The organism is Streptomyces sp. NPDC007808, from assembly GCF_042868655.1.
Taxonomy (GTDB): Bacteria; Actinomycetota; Actinomycetes; order Streptomycetales; family Streptomycetaceae; genus Streptomyces.
Genome location: NZ_JBIAEQ010000002.1, coordinates 905,850 through 925,433, shown reverse-complemented (window position 1 = coordinate 925,433; position 19,584 = coordinate 905,850). Strand labels below are relative to the sequence as shown.

Here is a 19,584-nt window from a genome sequence, read left to right as displayed (position 1 = left end):
CTACGGGAGGCGCAGTGCCCGTCCGCCCTCTCGTGTTGTTGGGGTGCTGAGAGGGCGGGCGGGTGCTTTGGGCGGCCGCCCCCGACGGGGGGGCGGCACCGTTCATCCCGCTACCGGCGCGGCCGGGAGCCGGGGGCCATGGCAGATCGGAGTCAGAGAAGGCGGGCATCCTCTGCAGGCAGGAACAGGTCACGAGCCCGGTGTTCCAGCCACAGATCCTCAATGCCCTGCGTCTCGGCCCGCTGGCGGTAGTAGTCGCAGGGCGCGCAGTCCTGGTGACGGTCGGGCACGTCGCCCGCATGCCGGCTCGCGAGATGAGCGGCGAGCAGCAGCTGGCAGCGGACGGAGCCGTCGTACAGGGCGTGGCCGGCGGCGAGGGTGAAGGCGATGCCGAGCTCTGTGAGGAAGTGGGCGCATTCGCGGCATGCCCACATGAACGGTGGTGGCACCGGCAGGTCGGGGACGCGGGTCATCGCAGGCCGCCGAGGTTCTCGTAGTGGTCGCACAGGGCGTTCACGCAGCGGGCCAGCTTCTGTGCCACGGCCACGCGGGCAGGCAGGGTCTGGCCGTTGCCGATGCGCAGCTTCCGCCGTGCCTCGCCGACGCAGGCGAGGGCGCAGTACCGCGGGATGCTGTCCTCGGGCTGCTGTCCGGCAGCGGCCTCGACTTCGGGGATGAGTACCTGCATGTGGCTGCGCAGTGTGTGAGCGAGGGTGGTGAGGTCGTTTGTGTCGTGGGCCTCGGTGAGGGCGCGGCGGGCTGAGGTGCGCATCGTGGTGATGTCCGTCGGTACTCTGTCCAGCTCTGCCTCTGTCGGCAGTTGGGCGGTACGGTGCACCATGTCGACTCCATCCAGTCGGCCACTCCCGGGGCCGTTCGCGCGGCCGCCGGGGTCCTTGACCTGGACAGCGTCTTGTGACTCTTGGTGTCGACTCGATCCCCTACCGGTAATCTCACGGTGGGATGGGTTTCCATCCCTTTCGTGGATAGCCGGGGGCTGCGCCATGGGGACCGCACTAGAGCCGATCGAGCTGCCCGACTGGGCATGGGAACGCGCCGAGGTACGCCAGGCCCTTAGAGTCCGCGACATGGGCGCCGTGTTTCGGCACACGCAGCAGTACGCCGGCGCCAGTCAGGCCCGCATCGCCACGGCTACCGGCATGACGCAGGCACGCGTCTCCGAGATCATGAGCGGCCGCCGCGAGGTGTCACGGCTGGACGTGTACGAGCGGATCGCCGACGGACTCCACATGCCCGACGACGCACGCCACCTCCTTGGCCTTGCGGCTGGCCGGGAGCGCCGGACCGGCGGGGCCGCGTTCGACCTCGCCGCGTTCCCCGAAGTCGTGCGCGTGTACGCCGCGCAGAACTCCGCAGCCGCCGAGATTCAGCAGCAGGCCCGCGAAGCTACAAAGTTGGACGTACTGGCCGTACGCGGCCTCGGGCTGATCGGGCTCAACGATTCCTTGCTGCGCGCCTGTCTGCCGCGCGAACAGGGCGGTAAGTGCCTCCGCGTCCGGGTCGCCCTCCTCGACCCCGACAGCGAGGCCCTGGCCCGCCGTGCGGCAGAGATCGGGGAGTCTGCCGAGTCCCTCGCTGGCGGCGTGCGGCTCGCTGAGGCGCGGCTGCGGGAACTCGCGGGCGCGGGCGACGTTGGTGTATGGCGCTACCAGACGCTCCCGACCTGGCGGGTCATTCGCATGGACGGAACGATGTTCGTCGGCGCGTTCGACGCTGGGTGGGAGGGGCACGAGTCGGCGATGTACAAGGTGATGGAGACTCCGCACGGCCCGCTGTACCGGGGATTCCGGCGGATGTTCGAGGCGGTCATCGACGGCGCTGTGCGCACGGTCTGACGAGGAGGGAACCTCACGTGATCGAGGCGGAGTTGAAGGCACGCGTGCATGCGCCCGAGCAGGTGATGCGGCAGCTGGACGAGCGCGCTGAGGCACGGGTCGAGGTGTACCGGGACACGTACTACGACCGGCCGAACGGCTCGTTGGAGAAGGCGGGCGAAGAGCTGCGGGTGCGTACGGTGCACGGCGCGGACGGCACCTGTACGGTGCTCACTTTCAAGGGCACGGCGGTCGACGAGGAGTCTGGGTCGAAGCCCGAGCACGAGACCCGTGTCGAGGACGCGGAACAGGCGCACGCCATCCTTCGGGGCCTCGGGCACGTGGAACTGATCGCGTTCGAGAAGCGCTGCCGGAACTACAACTTCGAGGCGCGCGGCCGGCGTATGCTCGCCACGCTCGTGCGGGTGCCCGAGATCGATGGCACGTTCCTGGAGATCGAGACGATCGTCAACGAGCACGAGGTGCCCGCGGCCCTGGACGACATCCGTGCGGTGCTCACCGAGTTGGGCATCGGGCCGGGGGACCTGACGCGGGAGACGTACACGGGCGCTGTAGCCGCACAGCGCGAGGTGACTTGAGTGAAGACACGAGATGCCCCAGGCAGCCCGCCACGGGGCCGCGCTGGGGGCTTTCCTGAGCCGTGCACTCAGTCTCCCGAACGCGTCCACGGCTTGCAGCCAGACGTCTTGAAGAACTCGCCTTCCGTCAACTTCACGATTGCCCGCCCCGCAGCAAGGTCGTTGGCGATGCTGGACTCGGACTGGCCAGACGCATTCCGCATCCGCGCCCAGTAGCAGTCAAGCTCCTGGTCAGCCGGTCCTTTCGAGGTGTAGGTGCCCGGCGTGATGTACTCGTCGTCAAGCGCGAGCGATGGATCGTCGTACTGGGGCTGGGAGTTCGTAACTTCGTAGGTGCCCTCCTGGACACCGAGGGTCTCGCCGAGGGCGTTCTCAAGGTCGTCCAGTGACTTCTCGAAGTCCTCTTCGGCTTCCTTGAGCGCGTCTTCCGCCGCGCCCGCATCGGAGGTAGCCGATTCCTCGGCGGTGGGTGCGGCGGTTGCCTTGGGAGAGGCGGACGGCTTGGCGGTTTTGTCGCTGTCGCTCCCGGTGCAGGCGGTGAGTAGTAGGCCAGCGGCAAGTACCGCAGTGATGGTGGCGCGGCGCATGGTCCCCCCATGGATCAGTCGTGCGTGGAGTGCATCATGCGCGCTGATGTGTGTGACGTGGAGCCGATGTGTCCAGGTTGTGATGCTTGATGAGTGATGCGTCCTTTGAGATCACCGATGCGGAACTCGACCGTGGGGTCCAGGGCCAGCCACAGCGCGAGGGCGCGCAGGGACGCGGTTTTGCCCTGGAGGCGCAGCGGGTGGCAGACCCGCCGGCAGGGGTGTCCGTCCCGGACGCGTGAAACGCCCGGCGGCGCGGGGAACCGTGCGGCACCGCGAGGCAAGCGTGCGGCACCGCCTACCACGAACGCGGTAGACAAATCACCCCGCCGTACCCCTGGGGAAGGGCCCGCGATTCAGCCCTCGGTCGATAACCTCCCGACAGGTTGACCCCGTACGGTTGAAGCATGGATCTTCGACTGCCCGGGCTGCGAGGGCGTATACGGAGGCCGCGCCGGTGGATCGCCGCCGCGGCCTCCGTCGTCGTGCTCGCCGGTGCCGGTACGTGGACGGCCGTCGCCGACGACGACGCGTCGCCGGTGCGCAGCACCGACCGGGTCATGGACATGGGGGACGGGGTGCGCGTCGACACCTCGTACTTCACCTCGGGCACCTCGGGACGCCGGCCGGCCGTGCTGCTGGGGCACGGCTTCGGTGGGAGCAAGGACGACGTACGGCGGCAGGCCGAGGACCTCGCCCGGGACGGGTACGCCGTCCTGACCTGGTCGGCCCGCGGCTTCGGCAGGTCGACCGGCAAGATCGGGCTCAACGATCCGAAGGGCGAGGTCGCCGACGTCTCCCGGCTGCTCGACTGGCTGGCCGAGCAGCCCCAGGTGGAACTCGACAAGGCCGGCGACCCCCGGGTCGGCATGGCGGGCGGCTCCTACGGCGGCGCGATCGCGCTGCTCGCCGCCGGGCACGACGACCGGGTGGACGCCATCGCCCCGGCGATCACGTACTGGAACCTCGCGGACGCCCTGTTCCCGAACGGTGTGTTCAAGAAGCTCTGGGCCGGCATCTTCGTCAACACCGGCGGCGGTTGCGACAGGTTCGAGAAGCGGATCTGCGCGATGTACGAGCGGGTCGCCGAGTCCGGCGTCCCGGACGCCGACGCCCGCGCCATGCTGGAGGAGCGCTCGCCGGTCGCCGTCGGCGACCGCATCAAGGTGCCCACGCTGCTGATGCAGGGCCAGTCCGACTCCCTCTTCCCGCTGGACCAGGCCGACGCCGCTGCGAAGGCGATCCGTGCCAACGGGGCGCCCGTCGACGTCGACTGGATCTCCGGCGGCCACGACGGCGGCGACATGGAGACGGGCCGTGTCCAGCAGCGCGTCACGGCCTGGTTCGACCGCTACCTCAAGGACGACAAGAGCACCGACACCGGCCCCGCGTTCCGCGTCACCCGTACCCTCGGCACCGGCACCGGAGACGGCGAGCCCCGGCTGAGCGGCGTGAGCGCGGACGAGTACCCCGGCCTGGAGGCCGACCGGCGTTCGATCGCCCTCACCGGACGCGAGCAGAGCTTCACCAACCCCGCCGGCGCCAGCCCGCCCGCCGTGTCGGCCCTGCCCGGACTCGGCAGCGCCGGCGGTCTCGCCCAGCTGTCCTCGCTCGGCATCGGCGTGTCCCTCGACTTCCCCGGGCAGTACGCCGCATTCGAGTCGGCGCCCGTCCGCGACGACCTGCGCATCACCGGGTCGCCGAAGGTCACCGTCCATGTGCGGTCCAGCGGCGACGACGCCGTGCTCTTCGCCAAGCTGTACGACGTCGCACCCGGCGGCCGGGCCGGGCAGGTGCTGCCCTCGCAACTCGTCGAGCCGATCAGGGTCGAGGACGCGAAGGCCGGCAAGGACGTGACCCTGACCCTCCCGGCGATCGACCACGAGGTCGTCGACGGCCACCGTCTGCGTCTGGTCCTCGCCTCCACCGACCTCGGCTACGCCTCCCCGACGGCCCCGGCGACGTACACCGCCTCCCTGAAGGGCGACCTGTCGGTGCCGACGGCGCTCGGCGACACCAACGGCCCGACGGGGCTGCCCGCCTGGGTGTGGTGGCTGCCGCTCGCCGGCGCACTGGTCGCGCTCGCGCTGGTGGTGACCGGACGGCGCCGTACGGCGGCGCCCGCGGCCCCCGACCCTGACCTGGCCGATGTGCCGCTGCAGATCACCGACCTGAGCAAGCGCTACGCGAAGTCGGCCGAACGGTACGCGGTCAAGGACCTGTCCTTCCGCGTGGAGAAGGGCCAGGTGCTCGGCCTGCTCGGTCCGAACGGCGCCGGCAAGACGACGACCCTGCGCATGCTGATGGGCCTGATCAAGCCGGACGGTGGCGAGATCCGCCTCTTCGGGCACGCGATCGCGCCGGGCGCCCTGGTGCTCTCCCGCGTCGGCGCCTTCGTCGAGGGCGCGGGCTTCCTCCCGCACCTGTCCGGCCGGGAGAACCTGGAGCTGTACTGGCGTGCCACCGGCCGCCCGGCCGAGGACGCGCACATGGAAGAGGCCCTGGAGATCGCGGGCCTGGGTGACGCGCTCGCCCGCGCGGTGCGCACCTACTCCCAGGGCATGCGCCAGCGCCTCGCCATCGCGCAGGCCATGCTCGGTCTGCCCGACCTGCTCATCCTCGACGAACCGACCAACGGCCTCGACCCGCCCCAGATCCGCGAGATGCGCGAGGTGATGATCCGCTACGCCGCCGCGGGCCGCACGGTCATCGTCTCCAGCCATCTCCTCGCCGAGGTCGAGCAGACCTGCACCGACCTGGTCGTGATGGACCACGGACGGCTCGTGCAGGCCGGACCGGTCGAGGACATCGTCGGCTCGGGCGACACCCTCCTGGTGGGCACGGCCACTCCCGTGGACGAACCCGTGGTGGAGAAGGTCGCCGCGCTGCCGGGCGTCGCCTCCGCGGTGCGCGCCGACGAGGGCCTGCTGGTCCAGCTCGACGCCGACGGCACCCCGCAGCGCCTGGTCGCCGACCTCGTACGACTGGACGTGCCCGTGCGCTCGGTCGGACCGCACCGCCGCCTGGAGGACGCCTTCCTCACCCTGATCGGAGCCGAAGAATGAGCAAGCTCGCCGAGCCGCCCGTCGAGGTCGCCGACGGCTACCGCGCGGGCCGCACCCTGCCCGTCCGGGTCGAGCTGGTCCGGCAGCTGAAGCGGCGCCGCACGCTCGTGATGGGCGCCGTCCTGTTCGCGCTGCCGATCGTGCTGCTCGTCGCCTTCCAGGTGGGCGGCGAGCCGGGCGAGGGCAACGACCGGATGAACCTCATGGACACGGCCACGGTGTCCGGCGCCAACTTCGCGGCGGTCAACCTCTTCGCCTCGGCGGGCTTCCTGCTCGTCATCCCGGTGGCGCTGTTCTGCGGGGACACGGTCGCCTCGGAGGCGAGCTGGTCGTCCCTGCGCTATCTGCTCGCGGCGCCCGTGCCCCGGGGCCGGCTGCTGTGGTCCAAGCTGGCCGTGGGACTGAGCCTCAGCCTGGCCGCGCTCGTCCTGCTCCCGCTCGTCGCCCTCGCCGTCGGCACGGCGGCCTACGGCTGGGGTCCGCTCCAGCTGCCCACCGGCGGCACCCTGGACACCGGTACGGCGGCGCAGCGCCTGCTGATCGTCGTCGCGTACATCATGGTGTCCCAACTGGTCACCGCCGCACTGGCGTTCTGGCTGTCGACCCGGACCGACGCCCCGCTCGGCGCGGTCGGCGGCGCCGTGTTCCTGACCATCATCGGCAATGTCCTGGACGAGGTGACGGCCCTCGGCGACTGGCGCCACTTCCTGCCCGCCCACTGGCAGTACGCCTGGCTGGACGCCGTACGGCCCCAACTGGACTGGTCCGACATGATCCAGGGCACGTCCCTGTCGGTAACGTACGCCCTCGTGCTGTTCGCGCTGGCCTTTCGCGGGTTCGCACGCAAGGACATCGTGTCCTAGGTCAACGGAGGATCACCCACCGGTCTCGACGGGCCGTCCCCGTGCCCTCTTCGAGACGCATCCGCAACACCCCGTAGCGCACGTTCCGGCCCTCTGCCCCGTCACAGTCGCAAGTGGCGACGTCAACGGACCAAGGGGGCACGGACGATGGAGCGGTACCGGACACGACGGCTGCGTGCGGCGCTGGTCGCGCTCACCGCGGCGGGCGGGTTGCTCGCCGGGTGCGGTGCGAGCGACAGCGGCGGCGGGGGCAGTTCGGCCGACAGCAGCAACAAGGGGGGCGGCTTCCCCGCGCCGGCCCCGGATCGCGGCTACGGCGGCGACGGCGACGAACAGCGCGACACGTCGGGCGACTTCGCCCCCGGACCGGATCCGGACCATCTCTCCACCTTCGCCCTGGACGTCGACACCGCCTCCTACGGCTACGCACGCCGCACCCTCGCCGAGGGCCGGCTGCCCGACCCGTCGACGGTCCGCCCCGAGGAGTTCGTCAACAGCTTCCGCCAGGACTACGAGCGCCCTGACGGCAACGGCTTCACGGTCACGGTCGACGGCGCCCGTACCGCCCGCGACGACTGGTCCCTGGTCCGCGTGGGCCTGGCCACCCGCCCGGCGCGGGACGAGGGTGAACGACCGCCCGCGGCCCTCACCTTCGTCATCGACATCTCCGGATCCATGGCCGAACCGGGTCGGCTCGACCTCGCCCGGGACTCCCTCGGCGTCATGACGGACCGCCTGCGCGACGACGACTCCGTGGCCATCGTCACCTTCAGCGACGAGGCCGAGACGGTGCAGCCGATGACCCGGCTCGGCGGCAACCGCGACGAGGTCCACGACGCGATCGACAGCCTGGAGCCCACCGACTCCACCAACCTCGGCGCGGGTGTCGAGACCGGCTACGAGACGGCCGTGGAGGGGCTGCGCGAGGGCGCCACCAACCGCGTCGTCCTGGTCTCCGACGCGCTGGCCAACACGGGCGACACCGACGCGGACGCCATCCTCGAACGCATCGCCTCCGAGCGCCGCGAACACGGCATCACCCTCTTCGGTGTCGGTGTCGGCAGCGACTACGGAGACGCCCTGATGGAGCGCCTGGCCGACAAGGGCGACGGCCACACGGCGTACGTCTCCACCGACGAGGACGCCCGGGAGGTCTTCTGCGAGGACCTTCCCAGGAACGTCGACCTGACCGCCCGTGACGCGAAGGCGCAGATCGCCTTCGACCCGGCGACGGTCGCCGACTTCCGCCTCATCGGCTACGACAACCGCCGGGTCGCCGACGAGGACTTCCGGGACGACACGGTCGACGGCGGCGAGATCGGCCCCGGCCACACGGTCACCGCCCTCTACGCCGTCCGCACCGAGCCGGGCGCCGAGGGCCACCTCGCCACGGCGAGCGTGCGGTGGCTCGACCCCGGCACCCGGGACCCGCACGAGGAATCGGGCCGTCTGGAGACGGACGCCCTGCACGACTCCCTCGGGGACGCCTCCCCGAGGTTCCAGGTGGCCGCGACCGCCGCCTATTTCGCCGACGCCCTGCGCGGTGACGACGGCCGGTCCTCCCTGCCCGGCGCTCCGGCCCTCGACGACCTGGAGGAACACGCCGAGGACCTGGCGAGGAGGACGGAGGACGGCGAGGTCCGCCGCCTCGCCGAGGCCATCGGGCGGGCGGACAGGATGCTGGACTGAGGTACGGCCTTGCGGTTCAGCCGGCGCAGACCGAGGGCAGCGCCCGCACGAGCCCGGCCGCATGCGGCGAGTCCAGTCCGTGGCCGTACGCCGATCGGGCGGCGGCGACACCCAGCAGCGGCCCGCAGGACGGTGCCGCCCGCAGCCGCTGGGTGCGCACGAGGGCGTCGAGCAGCTCGGTCGTGATGCGGTCGAGTTCCGGCCGGACCTCCTTGACCAGGTCGGGGCGCTCGGTGGGCCGCTCCCCGGGGTGCGCGTCCCAGCGCGCGTACAGCGCGCGCTGCACCAGCTTGTTGGCCTCGATCTGGTCCCGGAAGACCGACCTGACCTCGCCCGCGTCGAGGCCCAGGCCCGTCGCCCGCGCCCCCACGTCGGCCAGGATCTGCTGCTCGCGCACCGGGTCGTCGATCGGCTTGTCGGTGCCGTACTTGGCGGCGGCGACCTTGTCGGCGAGCAGCAGCCGTTCGGTGAACAGGTCGGTCAGCGGGGCGAGTCCGGGGGCGACGGAGGCCGCCTGCACCGGGGCGGAGGGGTGCGCGGCGGCCGGTGCGGCGCCGGCGAGGGACACGACCGTGGCGGCGCAGAGGGCGACCAGGTGGGACCGAAGACGCGGGGAGGACAAGGGGCTTCCCTTTCCGTGGGGGCGCCGTACAGCTCCGCGGGAGAGGTCGTACAACCCGGTGGGAGTGGCCGTACAGCTCCATGGGGGGTGGTCTACAGCACCGTACAGACGCACACACCTTCACCACGTCCGACCCATTGACCTTTTGTTACGCCCAAGTAAGTTTACTCTGGAGTAAGTACACCTGGCACCAGGAGCCGACATGGGCGTACGCAAGGATCTGAAGCGGGCGAAACGGCGCACCGACCTGATGGACCGCACCAGGATCGAGGTCGTCAAGGACGCCGGGGGAGTGGTCCGCGAGGCCCGCACTCCGCCCCTCGCCCTCCACCCGACCACCGGCACCATCGCCGACCTGCCCTACACCAACGCGACCGAGGCGCCCGACGCCGTGGTCCTGCGCCGCAGACAGGGCGCCACCTGGCAGCCCGTCACCGCCGATGCCTTCGCCCGCGAAGTCACCGCCGTGGCCAAGGGGTTGATCGCCGCCGGCCTGGAACCGGGCGGCCGCGTCGCCGTGATGTCCCGTACCCGCTACGAGTGGACGGTCCTGGACTTCGCCGTCTGGGCCGCCGGCGGCCAGAGCGTCCCCGTCTACGCCACCTCCTCCGCCGACCAGGTGGAGTGGATCGTCCGCGACTCGGGCGCCCGTCACGTCGTCACCGAGACGGCGGACCACACCCGGGTGGTGGCGACGGGCACGGCCGGCCACCCGCGACCGCCCCGCATCTGGGAGTTGGACCAGGGTGCCGTCGCCGCACTCACCGCCCTCGGCCGGGACCTCCCCGACGACGAGGTCACCAAGCGCCGCGCCGCCCTCACCGCCGAGACCATCGCGACCGTCTGCTACACCTCCGGCACCACCGGCCGGCCCAAGGGCTGCGTCCTCACGCACGGCAACCTGCACGCCGAAGCCGCCAACACGGTCGAGTTGCTCCACCCGATCTTCAAGGAGGTCTCCGACCAGGACGCCTCCACCCTCCTGTTCCTGCCGCTCGCCCACATCCTCGGCCGCACCCTCCAGATCGCCTGCCTGATGGGCCGCATCGAGATCGGCCACTGCCCCAGCATCAAGCCCGACGAACTCCGCCCGGCCCTGAAGGAGTTCCGCCCCACCTTCCTCGTGGGCGTCCCGTACCTCTTCGAAAAGATCCACGACACCGGCCGCGCGACCGCCGAGAAGATCGGCCGCGGCGCCTCCTTCGAGCGCGCCGACCGCATCGCCGTACGCTTCGGCGAAGCCCACCTGAACAAGTTCCTCGGCACCGGCAAGGGCCCCGGCCCCGCCCTGTACGCGGCCTGGGCCCTGTACGACCTGCTGGTCTACCGCCGGGTCCGCAAGGAGATCGGCGGCCGCGTCCGCTACGCCATCAGCGGCGGCTCCCCCCTGGACCGCAACCTCAGCCTGTTCTTCTACGCCGCCGACATCCTCGTCTACGAGGGCTACGGCCTGACGGAGACGACGGCCGCCGCCACCATCGTCCCGCCCCTGAAACCCCGCCCGGGCACGGTCGGCCGGCCCGTCCCCGGCACCGCCGTGCGGATCGCCGACGACGGCGAGGTGCTCATCAAGGGCGGGATCGTCTTCGGCTCCTACTGGAACGACCCGGCCGCCACCGACGCCGTGCTCCGGGACGAGTGGTTCGCCACCGGCGACCTCGGCGCGCTCGACGAGGACGGCTACCTCACCATCACCGGCCGCAAGAAGGACATCCTCGTCACCTCCGGCGGCAAGAACGTCTCCCCGGCCGTCCTGGAGGACCGGCTGCGCAGCCGCCCGCCCGTCGGCCAGTGCCTCGTCGTCGGCGACAACCGGCCCTTCGTCGGCGCCCTGATCACCCTCGACCCCGAAGCGGTGGCGCACTGGCTCGCCGTCCGCGGGATGCCGGCCGACACCCCGATGTCCGAGATCATCGAGGACCCCCGGATGCGCGAGGACGTCCAACGGGCCGTCGACTACGCCAACGAGGCCGTCTCCCGGGCCGAGTCCATCCGCGCCTTCACGCTCGTCGAGGGCGAGTTCACCGAGGACAACGGCATGCTCACCCCCTCACTGAAGGTCAAGCGGCACGCGGTGACCACGGCGTACGCGGACGCGATCGAGGCGCTGTACGGCAGGTGAGCGTCCGTTCGGGCGCGCTCCATTGGTGCGACGGCCGCGGATGTGACTACGTATCAGTGAAGGGAGAGGAGCCGCACCGAGGAGGACGCATGGCCCCTGACCATCGCCGGCCCGCCCCCAGGGGACTGGCGTTCATCACCGCGGGAGTCGTCCTGTCGGCGACGCTCGCTCCGGTCACCGCCTTCGGGGCCGACACCGCATCCCGTCCCGACCCCCGCGTTTCCGCCCCCGTGACGCGGACGGCGCCGCGGGACGGGACCCGGCCGGCACCGCGCCCCGACCCCGCGTTCGGCGCGTACCTCCACTACGGGCCGGCCGGCCTGCAACGGATGAAGGAGCTCAGCCGCTGGCTGGGCGGCCACGAGGTGCGGGTGGGCCACACCTACCTGCCGGGGGACCTGTGGCACAACATCGAGGGCGGGCACGGCTTCCTCGACAGCTGGGCCGAGTGGCGGCGGGAGAAGTCCGACCGGATGCTCGTGCTCAACGTCCCGATGATGGAACGCAACGAGGAGAACGTCCCGGACGACGAGGTCAGACGGCTGCTGCGGCGCGCCGCGGCCGGCGCCTTCGACGACCACTTCGAGATCCTGGCCGAACGGCTGGTCGACCTGGGTGTGCCGGACACCGTCATCGTGCTCGGCTGGGAGATGAACGGCATCACCTACACCCACCGCTGCGGCCCCGACCCGGAGAGCTGGAAGCGGTACTGGAAGCGCATCGTCACCGTGATGCGCTCGGTCCCCGGCCAGAAGTTCAAGTTCGACTTCGCCCCGAACCGGGGCATGGACGCGATCCCCTGGCCGGAGTGCTACCCCGGCGACGAGTACGTCGACATCATCGGCATGGACGCCTACGACCAGCCGTACGGACTCGGCTTCGACCAGCAGGTGTCCGAGCCCTACGGCCTCCAGCACCACGTCGACTTCGCACGCATGCACGGCAAGCCGATCTCGTACCCGGAATGGGGGCTGTTCCGCAACGGCGACAACATCACGTACATGCTGCGGATGCTCGCCTGGATGGACGAGCACAAGCCGCTGTACAACACCATCACCGACTACTGCCCGCACGGCGTGTGGCTGTGCTCCGACAACCCCCGCGCCTCCGCCCTGTACCGCGCCCTGCTCTCCGTCCCGCGGCGGCCGCGGCCGGAACCGGGACCGACGGTCCCCGCCCCGGCCCGGCCCACGCCTCCCGGCAGACCGGAACCGACGCCGGTGACGACCGAACCGGCGCAGGATCCGGCGGACCAGACCGGGCACCCGCCGACGCCCCGGCCCTCCGAGCTGCCCCACTGCACCCCGCTGGACCTGGAGGACTGGCTGGAGCGCCAGACCGGCGGCGAGCTCACCGTCTGCCTGGAGGGCACGGAGCGCTAGGCCGTGTCCGCACAGTCCCGCCTGCCCCGGGGCGTCCTAACTCCGTGCGGCGGGCGCGGGGTCGCCACGCAGGATCCGCTTGGCCCGGCGCCGGGCCACCGCCTCGCCCGCGGCCGCCGCCAGCAGCGGTGCGGTGCGGCGCCGCGCCAGCAGGAAGCGCTGGTTGACGACCGGCTCGGGACGCCAGCGGTACTTGTACGGCTCGTCGCCGCGCAGCAGGCTCAGCGACTGCCGTTCGCCGGGCGCGAGATGCCCGGCGGACGCGTTCAGCAGCATCGTCGCCACATCCACCTTGAGCTCGCGCAACCGAGGGTGGAAACCGTACATGTACATGCCCGCCAACCGGCCCGACAGCAGCGTGATGTCGACCGCCACCACCTCGCCGTCGAGCCGGAACTCCGTCGTGGCGGCCTCACCGGCCCGGGCCAGGGGGACCGCGGCCCGGATCAGATGCTCCAGGAACCGCGGCCGCAGATGCTCCGGCGACACCTGCCTGCCCTCCCACTGCAGCCGGTGCAGTTCCACCAGCCGGGTCAGCGCGGCCCCGGTCTCGTCGGCGCCCACGACACGCCACTGCATGCCGAGCCGGGCGAGCTGGTTCACCTTGCTGCGGATCCGCCGGGCCCGCCCCGTCGGCAACCGTCCGACCAGCTCCTCCATGGAGACGGCCGGCAGCTCCAGGCACACGGAGTCGCGCATCCGGTGCCGCGGACCGCGCCAGCACAGGTAGACCCGCTCCATCGCGCCGCCCGGCCGCACCTCACCGAAGTCGATCAGCGCCGTGCGGGCCAGGTCGCCCAGTCCGTCCGCGAGTGCTCCGGCGCCCGGCGCGGCCACCGCCTCGTCGATGAGCACATCGCACAGGTCGGTGATGGCACCGCCGATCGGCACCAGCGCCGGCAGCGGCCGGTGCACCCGCATCAGCGGTGCCGCCGCCACCAACTCGCCCCCGTCGCGAACCAGGACGAGCCGCAGCCTGCCCGGGCTGCCGTACGACAGCCACCACGAGTGCAGCCAGGCGTGGCTCTGGAACGGCGTCGCCGACGGGCACGCCCGGTACAGGCGCTCCCACTGCCCCGCCAGCTCCGTGAAGGCACGCTCGTCGGTGCACACCTCCACCGACAGCCTGCGGGCCGGCGACAACGAGCGGGGGGACGGGACGGCACGTGCGGGCGCGGTCATCCCAGCGTCCCGTGGACGTCGGCGGCGTTGGCCGGGCCGGGCACCGACGCCCGGCTCCGGTCATCGTCGTCGTCCGTCGCCCGCCGCGGCCGGGCCAGCAGCGCCAGGCCGCCCAGCAGGACGCCGGCGCTGCCGCCCACCAGCGTGGTCAGCGCCGGTGACGCCGACGACGGCTCGGTGGGCTTCATGGCACGGGCGAGACGCTCCAGCCGGATGCCGGTCCGCTCCTTGGTGTGGTCCGCGTGCGTGATCAGCGCCCGGGACACGGCGTTGGCGATGTCGACCGCCTGACCGGGCCGCGACGAGGTCGCCGAGACCGCGACCATCGGCGCGTCCGGCGAGGTCGCGGTCTCCACGCTCTCGCGCAGCGTCGACACCGGCACACCCGCCCACACCTGCGCGTCCCCGAGCACCGCGAGCTGCGTGGCGACCCGGCCGTACGCCTGCGCGAAGCCGAGCGCGTCGGTGCAGTCGGCCTCCGTCGCGCCGTTGGGCACGGCCACTACGGAACTCGTCGCCGTGTACTGCGGCGGCGCCAGCTGACCGTAGGCGCCACCGGCCACCGCACCGAGCAGCGCGCCGGCCGGCAGCCATCCCCACGCGGGCATCCGGCTCAGGCGGGTGCGCGTCCCGTCGAACCGCGGGGCACGCCGATCGGGGTTGTCTGTCATGAGGAACTCACTTCCGGGGTCGAGCCGGCCACAGCGGCCGTGTACAGATCCATCAGCTGCCGTGCGGTGCACGCGATGTCGTAGCGGTCCACGGCCGGCGGGGCGGTCCGCTCGCCCGGCCCCGCCGCCCGCAGCCGCAGCACCTGCCGCGCGTACGCCCCGGCACCGCCCGTCACCCGCCGGGCGCCGGGGGCCGCCTCCGGCGGCAGGTCCTCGACGGCGGGACAGCTCGCGTACAGCACGGGGAGCCCGGCCGCGAGCGCCTCCACCACGGCCAGCCCGAAGGACTCCTCCGCGGACGGCGAGGCGAGCACGTCCATCGCGGACAACAGCGCGACCAGGTCGGGTGCGGTGCCGCCGGGCTCGGGCAGACAGGGCCGCTCGCCCGTCAGCACCACCCGGTCCGCGACCCCCAGCCCGCGGGCGAGCCGCCGCAGCGCCTCCTCCTCGGGCCCGCCGCCGACCAGGATCAGCCATACGTCGCCGGGCAGCAGGGCCAGTGCCTGCACGAGCAGGTCGAAGCGCTTGCCCGGGGCGAGGCGCCCCACGCCCCCGACGACGTACGCGTCCTGCGGCAGCCCGTGGAACGCCCGTGCCCGCTCGCGGCGCACCTCGTCGAAGCGGAACCGGGGCGCGTCGATGCCGTTGGGGATGACATGGATGCGAGGCCCGGGCACGCCCCAGCGCCGCAGCCGCTCGGCGACCGTCGGCGACACGGCGACCGTGGCGTCACCGAGGCGCTCGCCGGCCAGGTACAGCGCGCGCACACCCGGGTTCAGCGGGCGGCCCTCCAGCCGGGTGTCGCCGATCGAGTGCTCGGTGGCCACCACGGTGCGCACCCCCGCGAGCCGCGCCGCGATGCGTCCGTACAGGCAGGCCCGGTACAGGTGGGTGTGCACCAGGTCGTAGCCGCCGGCGCGGATCAGCCGGGTGAGGCGGGGCAGCGCCCCGATGTCACGGTTGCCGCCCATCCCGAGGTGGGTGACGCGGACCCCGTCGGCGGCCAGGCCCGCGGCGACCGGACCCGGGTTGGTCAACGCCACCACCTCGCACTCGGCGGTCAGGTGACGCAGCAGCAGCCGCAGCTGCTGTTCCGCCCCGCCGACGCCCAGGCCGGTGATGACGTGCAGGGCCTTCACACGGCCCCCAGGGTGCGCCGGTGGACGCGGGCCAGCCGCCGCTTCAGCTCCAGCCGCACCGGGTGGTCCGCCTGCCCGACGTGGATGCGGGGCAGCGCGAAGTCGCCGGAGCCGGCCGGGCCGGGGGCGATCGCGCAGCCGTAGCGGTAACCGGCCCGGCGCACCGCGGCCGTGGCCCGCTCGTCCAGATAGCCGTACGGGTAGCAGAAGCCCTCGACATCGCCGCCGACGAGCGCGGCGAGCCGGGCCCGGCTGTCGGCGACCTCGGCGCGCAGCACGTCGTCCGGTACGCCGGTCAGGTCCAGGTGGGTCAGCCCGTGCGAGGCGACCTCCATGCCCGCGGCGGCGGCCCTGCGGATGCCGTCCGCGTCCAGCAGCGGCTTGCGCGGGCCGCCGGGCTCCCAGGTGTTCGCGCCGCCGAGCAGTCCGGGCAGCACGAACACGGTGGCCGTGAAACCCAGGCGGTGCAGCAGCGGCACAGCCTCGGTGACGAAGTCGTCGTAGCCGTCGTCGAAGGTGAGTCCCACCAGACCGCGCTCCGCACCCCGGGCGCGCGCCGCGAGCAGTTCGCGGACGCTCACCCCGCGCAGGCCGCGACCGGCCAGCCAGGCGAGCTGCCGCTCCAGACGGGCGGGGGTGACGGTGACGTCGTACGGGTCGTCCGGGCAGTTCGAGACGGAGTGGTACATGGCCACCCAGGCCGCGGGACGCCGCTTCGGGCGCCCCCGGACGGCTGGTGCGGGAGTGGGTTCGTCCGCGCGCGGCGCGGCGGAGATGTCAGCGACCATGGCGAGGCTTTCGTGTGACGGAGCGACGGACAACGTGTGCGACGGGAAGCAGGAGGGCCCGGGCGCCCGCCGCGTCGAGAACCCGGGCCAGCAGCAGGAAGACGACGGTCACGCAGGCGCAGCAGGCGGCGACGGCCGCGGCGGGCGAGGCGAACAGCCCCGCGCAGACCGTTCCGGCCCCGCCGGCGCACACGGCCGCGTACACCGGCCGGGCCAGTTCGACGACGACACCCCGCACCCGCACCGGTACGGTGCGCGGACCCAGGCCGCACAGCAGGAGCAGCGCCGTCAGGGTGATGCCGGCCGCGTTGGCCCCGGCGATGCCCCGGGCGCCCCACGGGTCGACGGCCCAGGCGCTGAGGACGGCCGTGGCGAGCGCGCCCACGCCCATCGCGCCCAGCGGGTACCAGGTGGTCCGGCCGGCCGAGAAGTACGAGCGGACGAGCGCGCCCACCAGGGTGTGCCCCAGCAGCCCGAGCGCGTACACCCGCATCACCGCGGCGGTCGCGGCGGTGTCCTCGGCGGTGAACGCGCCGCGCTGGAACAGGAGTCGGACGATCTGCGGCGCGCAGGCCATGACCACCGCGGTCCCGAGCAGCACGAGGCAGGCCATCAGCGCCAGGTCCCGCTCGACCCGCTCCCCGGCCCGCCGGGTGTCGCCCTCGGCGACGGCCCGCGCCACCACCGGGAAGGTGACGACGCACACCATCATCGCCAGCGACATCGGCAACTGGGCGATCTTCTGGGCGTAGTTGAGGTGCGAGATGGCCCCGGCGGGCAGCCCGGAGGCGAACCAGCGCTCGATGAGGACCTGCGACTGCCGGCACAGCGCGAAGAGCAGCACGGCGCAGACGAGCCCGAACGCGACGGACCGCTCCGGCGAGTGCGCGGGCCGCTCGGCGAGCGGCCCGGACCGCCCGGCGATCCGCCGCCACAGCGACGGCGCCTGTACGGCGGCCATCAGGCAGCCGCCGATCGCGACACCGACAGCGGCGGACCGTACGCCCCAGCGCGCACCGGCGACGAGCATCGCGGCGATGACGGCGAGGTTGTAGGCGATGTAGATCGCGCCCGGCGCGAGGTAGGCGCGGTGGGCACGCAGCGCCGCGCTGCAGTACCCGGCGAGCCCGAAAGTGAGCACGCAGGTCGCGGTCAGCCGGGTGCAGGACACCGCGAGGGACGGGTCGGGCAGGCCCGGCGCGAGGGCCGCGACCAGCAGCGGCGCCCCGGCGGCGAGCACGGCGGCCGTACCGGCGAGGGCGAGGGACAGCCGCGGCAACGAGGCGGCGACCAGGGCCCGGACCGGATCGGGGCCGCCGACGCCGCCCGCCCGTCGCGCGAGCGCCATGCTGAACGCGGGTACGAGCACGAACGCCATGCCGTCCTCGATCAGCAGCGTCGACGCCATCTCGGGGACCGTCCAGGCCACCAGGAACGCGTCGGTCTCCGCCCCTGCGCCGAACAGACGCGCCAGCACCTGATCCCGGCCGAGCCCGAGCACCGCCCCCGCCATCGACAACGCGGCCGACAACAGCGTCGCCCTGGCGAGGAACCGCCCTGAGGGCACCGACGAACGCCGGGCCTCCTCGCGCAGGGGACGCGTGCCGGGCACCGAAGCGTCCCGGCCGGCCGGCGGGAGCCCGTCCGCCAGGCCGGTCGCCCGGCCGGGGGTGCCCCCGGCCGCCGTCGGGCGGGTGCTCATCGCGGGACCGGCTTCGTGGACGGGGCCGCGGTGTCGGCGGGAGGCAGTGCCCACCAGGCGGTGAGACCCAGGCAGACGGCCGTCAGGACGGTCGCGGGGCCGCCGATGTCGGCGTACAGGAAGTTGACGAGCTGCCACAGCAGCAGGCCGCACACCGGCAGGGCGCAGTCCCACGCGGCGCGTCCGCTCCGCCGCAGCCGGCGCAGCGCGCACACCAGCACGGCCACCCAGCTGCCCGCCACCGTGAGCAGCCCCAGCATCCCCTGCTCGCTCAGGAGCAGCAGATACATGTTGTGCGGGGACAGCAGCGGCTGGCGCCGGAAGGCCTGCCCCGCCCCCTCCGTGTCACTGGCCGACGACAGCGCGAGCGAGGCATGGCCGTCGCGGTGCGCCGGGAATCCCTTCAACCCCACGCCCGTCACCGGGTGTCGGCGCCAGATCTCGCCCGCCGCCGCCCACATCGTGTACCGGTCGACGACGGACTGGTCGGGCGCGTCGGTGACCTGCGTGATGCTGGTCAGCCGCTCCTCCAGCGCCGCGGCGCCCAGCCCGAACCCTCCCACCAGCACCACCGAGGCGGCGACCGCGGCCGCGAACACCTTCACCGCCTGCCGCACCCCGGCCAGCAGCAGCTGCGCCCCGCAGGCCACCGCCGTCGCGATCCAGGCGCCCCGGCTGAAGGACAGGGCGAGCGGCACGAGCAGCGCCAGCGCGCACCCGGCCGCCACGAGCCGCGGGCGCCGCTCCCGGGCCCCGAGCGCGAGACCGGTCGCGGCCACCACCCCGAACGCGACGACGGTCGCCATCCCCATCACGTACGACGGCCCGAACGTGCCCACCGCCCGGATGTCCGCTCCCTGATACGAGGCCCCGGTCCCGGTGAGGTACTGGCGTACGCCGATCGCCCCCTGCCACAGCGCGAGGCCGACCACCGACCACAGCACCAGCCGGGCACCCCGCCGGTCACGCACCAGCAGCACCACAGCGATCGGCACGAGCACGAACGCCTGCAGGTAGCGGGCGAGCCCGGAGACCGCGTCGGCCGTGGTCGCCGCGCCCGCCGCGGCGACCGCGATGCCCACCACGGGCAGCCCCAGCACGATCGCCGCCGTCCGCGTCAGCGGGCGCCCGGCCCGCCGTACCGCCTGGACCAGCGCGCACAGCACGACCAGTCCCGACGCCGCGTCGGCCGGTGTGCCGGCGCCGTCCGGTGTCACCGGCAGCCCCAGCAGGACGACTACCGCGACGACGGGCAGGACGGACAGCACGGGCCGGACCCGGTGCAGCGCCCACGGCAGCGGCACGGCCGGGAAGGAGGCCGCCGAAGGAGTGCTCACC

At 72.9% G+C, this 19,584-nt stretch carries 17 protein-coding genes; 7 read left to right on the top strand and 10 right to left on the bottom strand.

Annotated elements, in window-relative coordinates:
• Window positions 1–152: 152 nt before the first annotated feature.
• Together ACFYNL_RS10415 and ACFYNL_RS10410 are read right to left on the bottom strand one after the other, a co-directional pair.
• Window positions 153–473 carry a hypothetical protein gene (locus ACFYNL_RS10415; protein ID WP_388799731.1) on the bottom strand — a complete coding sequence of 107 codons (321 nt, stop codon included), beginning with the start codon at window positions 471–473 and terminating at the stop codon, window positions 153–155.
• Window positions 470–841 (bottom strand): DUF6415 family natural product biosynthesis protein, encoded by a 372-nt coding sequence (locus ACFYNL_RS10410; RefSeq protein WP_388799728.1) that lies wholly within the window; start codon window positions 839–841, stop codon window positions 470–472. Before ACFYNL_RS10410 ends, ACFYNL_RS10415 begins: the two co-directional genes overlap by 4 nt.
• Before the next feature lie 163 nt (window positions 842–1,004).
• On the opposite strand from ACFYNL_RS10410, the gene ACFYNL_RS10405 reads away from it, so the two are divergent.
• Together ACFYNL_RS10405 and cyaB are read left to right on the top strand one after the other, a co-directional pair.
• Window positions 1,005–1,856, top strand: coding sequence for a helix-turn-helix domain-containing protein (locus ACFYNL_RS10405; protein ID WP_388799725.1), 852 nt, complete (start codon window positions 1,005–1,007; stop codon window positions 1,854–1,856).
• 17 nt (window positions 1,857–1,873) lie between these two features.
• The gene (gene cyaB / locus ACFYNL_RS10400; protein WP_388799722.1) at window positions 1,874–2,434 is read left to right on the top strand and encodes a class IV adenylate cyclase; all 561 of its coding nucleotides are present in this window, start codon (window positions 1,874–1,876) and stop codon (window positions 2,432–2,434) included.
• 68 nt (window positions 2,435–2,502) lie between these two features.
• Here the strand turns inward: cyaB and ACFYNL_RS10395 are convergent, their stop codons facing one another.
• The gene (locus tag ACFYNL_RS10395) at window positions 2,503–3,021 is read right to left on the bottom strand and encodes a hypothetical protein (protein WP_388799719.1); all 519 of its coding nucleotides are present in this window, start codon (window positions 3,019–3,021) and stop codon (window positions 2,503–2,505) included.
• Window positions 3,022–3,428: 407 nt separating this feature from the next.
• Between ACFYNL_RS10395 and ACFYNL_RS10390 the strand changes: the two genes are divergently transcribed.
• The 3 genes from ACFYNL_RS10390 (at window position 3,429) to ACFYNL_RS10380 (ending at window position 8,638) form a co-directional block, all read left to right on the top strand.
• A complete protein-coding gene (locus ACFYNL_RS10390; protein WP_388799716.1) occupies window positions 3,429–6,086 on the top strand; it encodes a CocE/NonD family hydrolase in 2,658 nt (885 codons plus the stop codon).
• Window positions 6,083–6,949, top strand: coding sequence for an ABC transporter permease (locus tag ACFYNL_RS10385; protein ID WP_388799713.1), 867 nt, complete (start codon window positions 6,083–6,085; stop codon window positions 6,947–6,949). The genes ACFYNL_RS10390 and ACFYNL_RS10385 overlap by 4 nt, the downstream gene beginning before the upstream one ends.
• Window positions 6,950–7,096: 147 nt before the next feature.
• On the top strand, window positions 7,097–8,638 hold the full coding sequence (locus ACFYNL_RS10380) for a von Willebrand factor type A domain-containing protein (RefSeq protein ID WP_388799710.1): 1,542 nt from the start codon (window positions 7,097–7,099) through the stop codon (window positions 8,636–8,638).
• Between the two features lie 16 nt (window positions 8,639–8,654).
• Here ACFYNL_RS10380 and ACFYNL_RS10375 read toward each other — a convergent pair whose 3' ends face one another.
• Window positions 8,655–9,260, bottom strand: coding sequence for a chorismate mutase (locus tag ACFYNL_RS10375; RefSeq protein WP_388799707.1), 606 nt, complete (start codon window positions 9,258–9,260; stop codon window positions 8,655–8,657).
• A gap of 202 nt (window positions 9,261–9,462) precedes the next feature.
• On the opposite strand from ACFYNL_RS10375, the gene ACFYNL_RS10370 reads away from it, so the two are divergent.
• Window positions 9,463–11,382 carry an AMP-dependent synthetase/ligase gene (locus ACFYNL_RS10370; protein WP_388799704.1) on the top strand — a complete coding sequence of 640 codons (1,920 nt, stop codon included), beginning with the start codon at window positions 9,463–9,465 and terminating at the stop codon, window positions 11,380–11,382.
• Between the two features lie 89 nt (window positions 11,383–11,471).
• Entirely contained in the window at window positions 11,472–12,764 is a 1,293-nt protein-coding gene (locus tag ACFYNL_RS10365; RefSeq protein WP_388799701.1) for a glycosyl hydrolase, read from the top strand.
• A gap of 36 nt (window positions 12,765–12,800) precedes the next feature.
• On the opposite strand, the gene ACFYNL_RS10360 is transcribed toward ACFYNL_RS10365, so the two are convergent.
• Genes ACFYNL_RS10360 through ACFYNL_RS10335 form a run of 6 tightly spaced genes read right to left on the bottom strand, consistent with a single transcriptional unit; the run spans window position 12,801 to window position 19,583 of the window.
• Window positions 12,801–13,946: a GNAT family N-acetyltransferase gene (locus ACFYNL_RS10360; protein WP_388799698.1), complete on the bottom strand. Its 1,146-nt coding sequence runs from the start codon at window positions 13,944–13,946 to the stop codon at window positions 12,801–12,803.
• Window positions 13,943–14,617, bottom strand: coding sequence for a lipopolysaccharide biosynthesis protein (locus ACFYNL_RS10355; RefSeq protein ID WP_388799695.1), 675 nt, complete (start codon window positions 14,615–14,617; stop codon window positions 13,943–13,945). The genes ACFYNL_RS10360 and ACFYNL_RS10355 overlap by 4 nt, the downstream gene beginning before the upstream one ends.
• Window positions 14,614–15,756, bottom strand: a complete 1,143-nt coding sequence (locus ACFYNL_RS10350) for a glycosyltransferase (RefSeq protein WP_388799692.1) — start codon at window positions 15,754–15,756, stop codon at window positions 14,614–14,616. Before ACFYNL_RS10350 ends, ACFYNL_RS10355 begins: the two co-directional genes overlap by 4 nt.
• Window positions 15,753–16,544: a polysaccharide deacetylase family protein gene (locus ACFYNL_RS10345; protein WP_388799689.1), complete on the bottom strand. Its 792-nt coding sequence runs from the start codon at window positions 16,542–16,544 to the stop codon at window positions 15,753–15,755. Before ACFYNL_RS10345 ends, ACFYNL_RS10350 begins: the two co-directional genes overlap by 4 nt.
• Window positions 16,534–18,246: a murein biosynthesis integral membrane protein MurJ gene (gene murJ / locus ACFYNL_RS10340; protein WP_388799687.1), complete on the bottom strand. Its 1,713-nt coding sequence runs from the start codon at window positions 18,244–18,246 to the stop codon at window positions 16,534–16,536. Before murJ ends, ACFYNL_RS10345 begins: the two co-directional genes overlap by 11 nt.
• The gene (locus ACFYNL_RS10335) at window positions 18,243–19,583 is read right to left on the bottom strand and encodes an O-antigen ligase family protein (protein ID WP_388799684.1); all 1,341 of its coding nucleotides are present in this window, start codon (window positions 19,581–19,583) and stop codon (window positions 18,243–18,245) included. The genes murJ and ACFYNL_RS10335 overlap by 4 nt, the downstream gene beginning before the upstream one ends.
• Window position 19,584 lies beyond the last annotated feature (1 nt).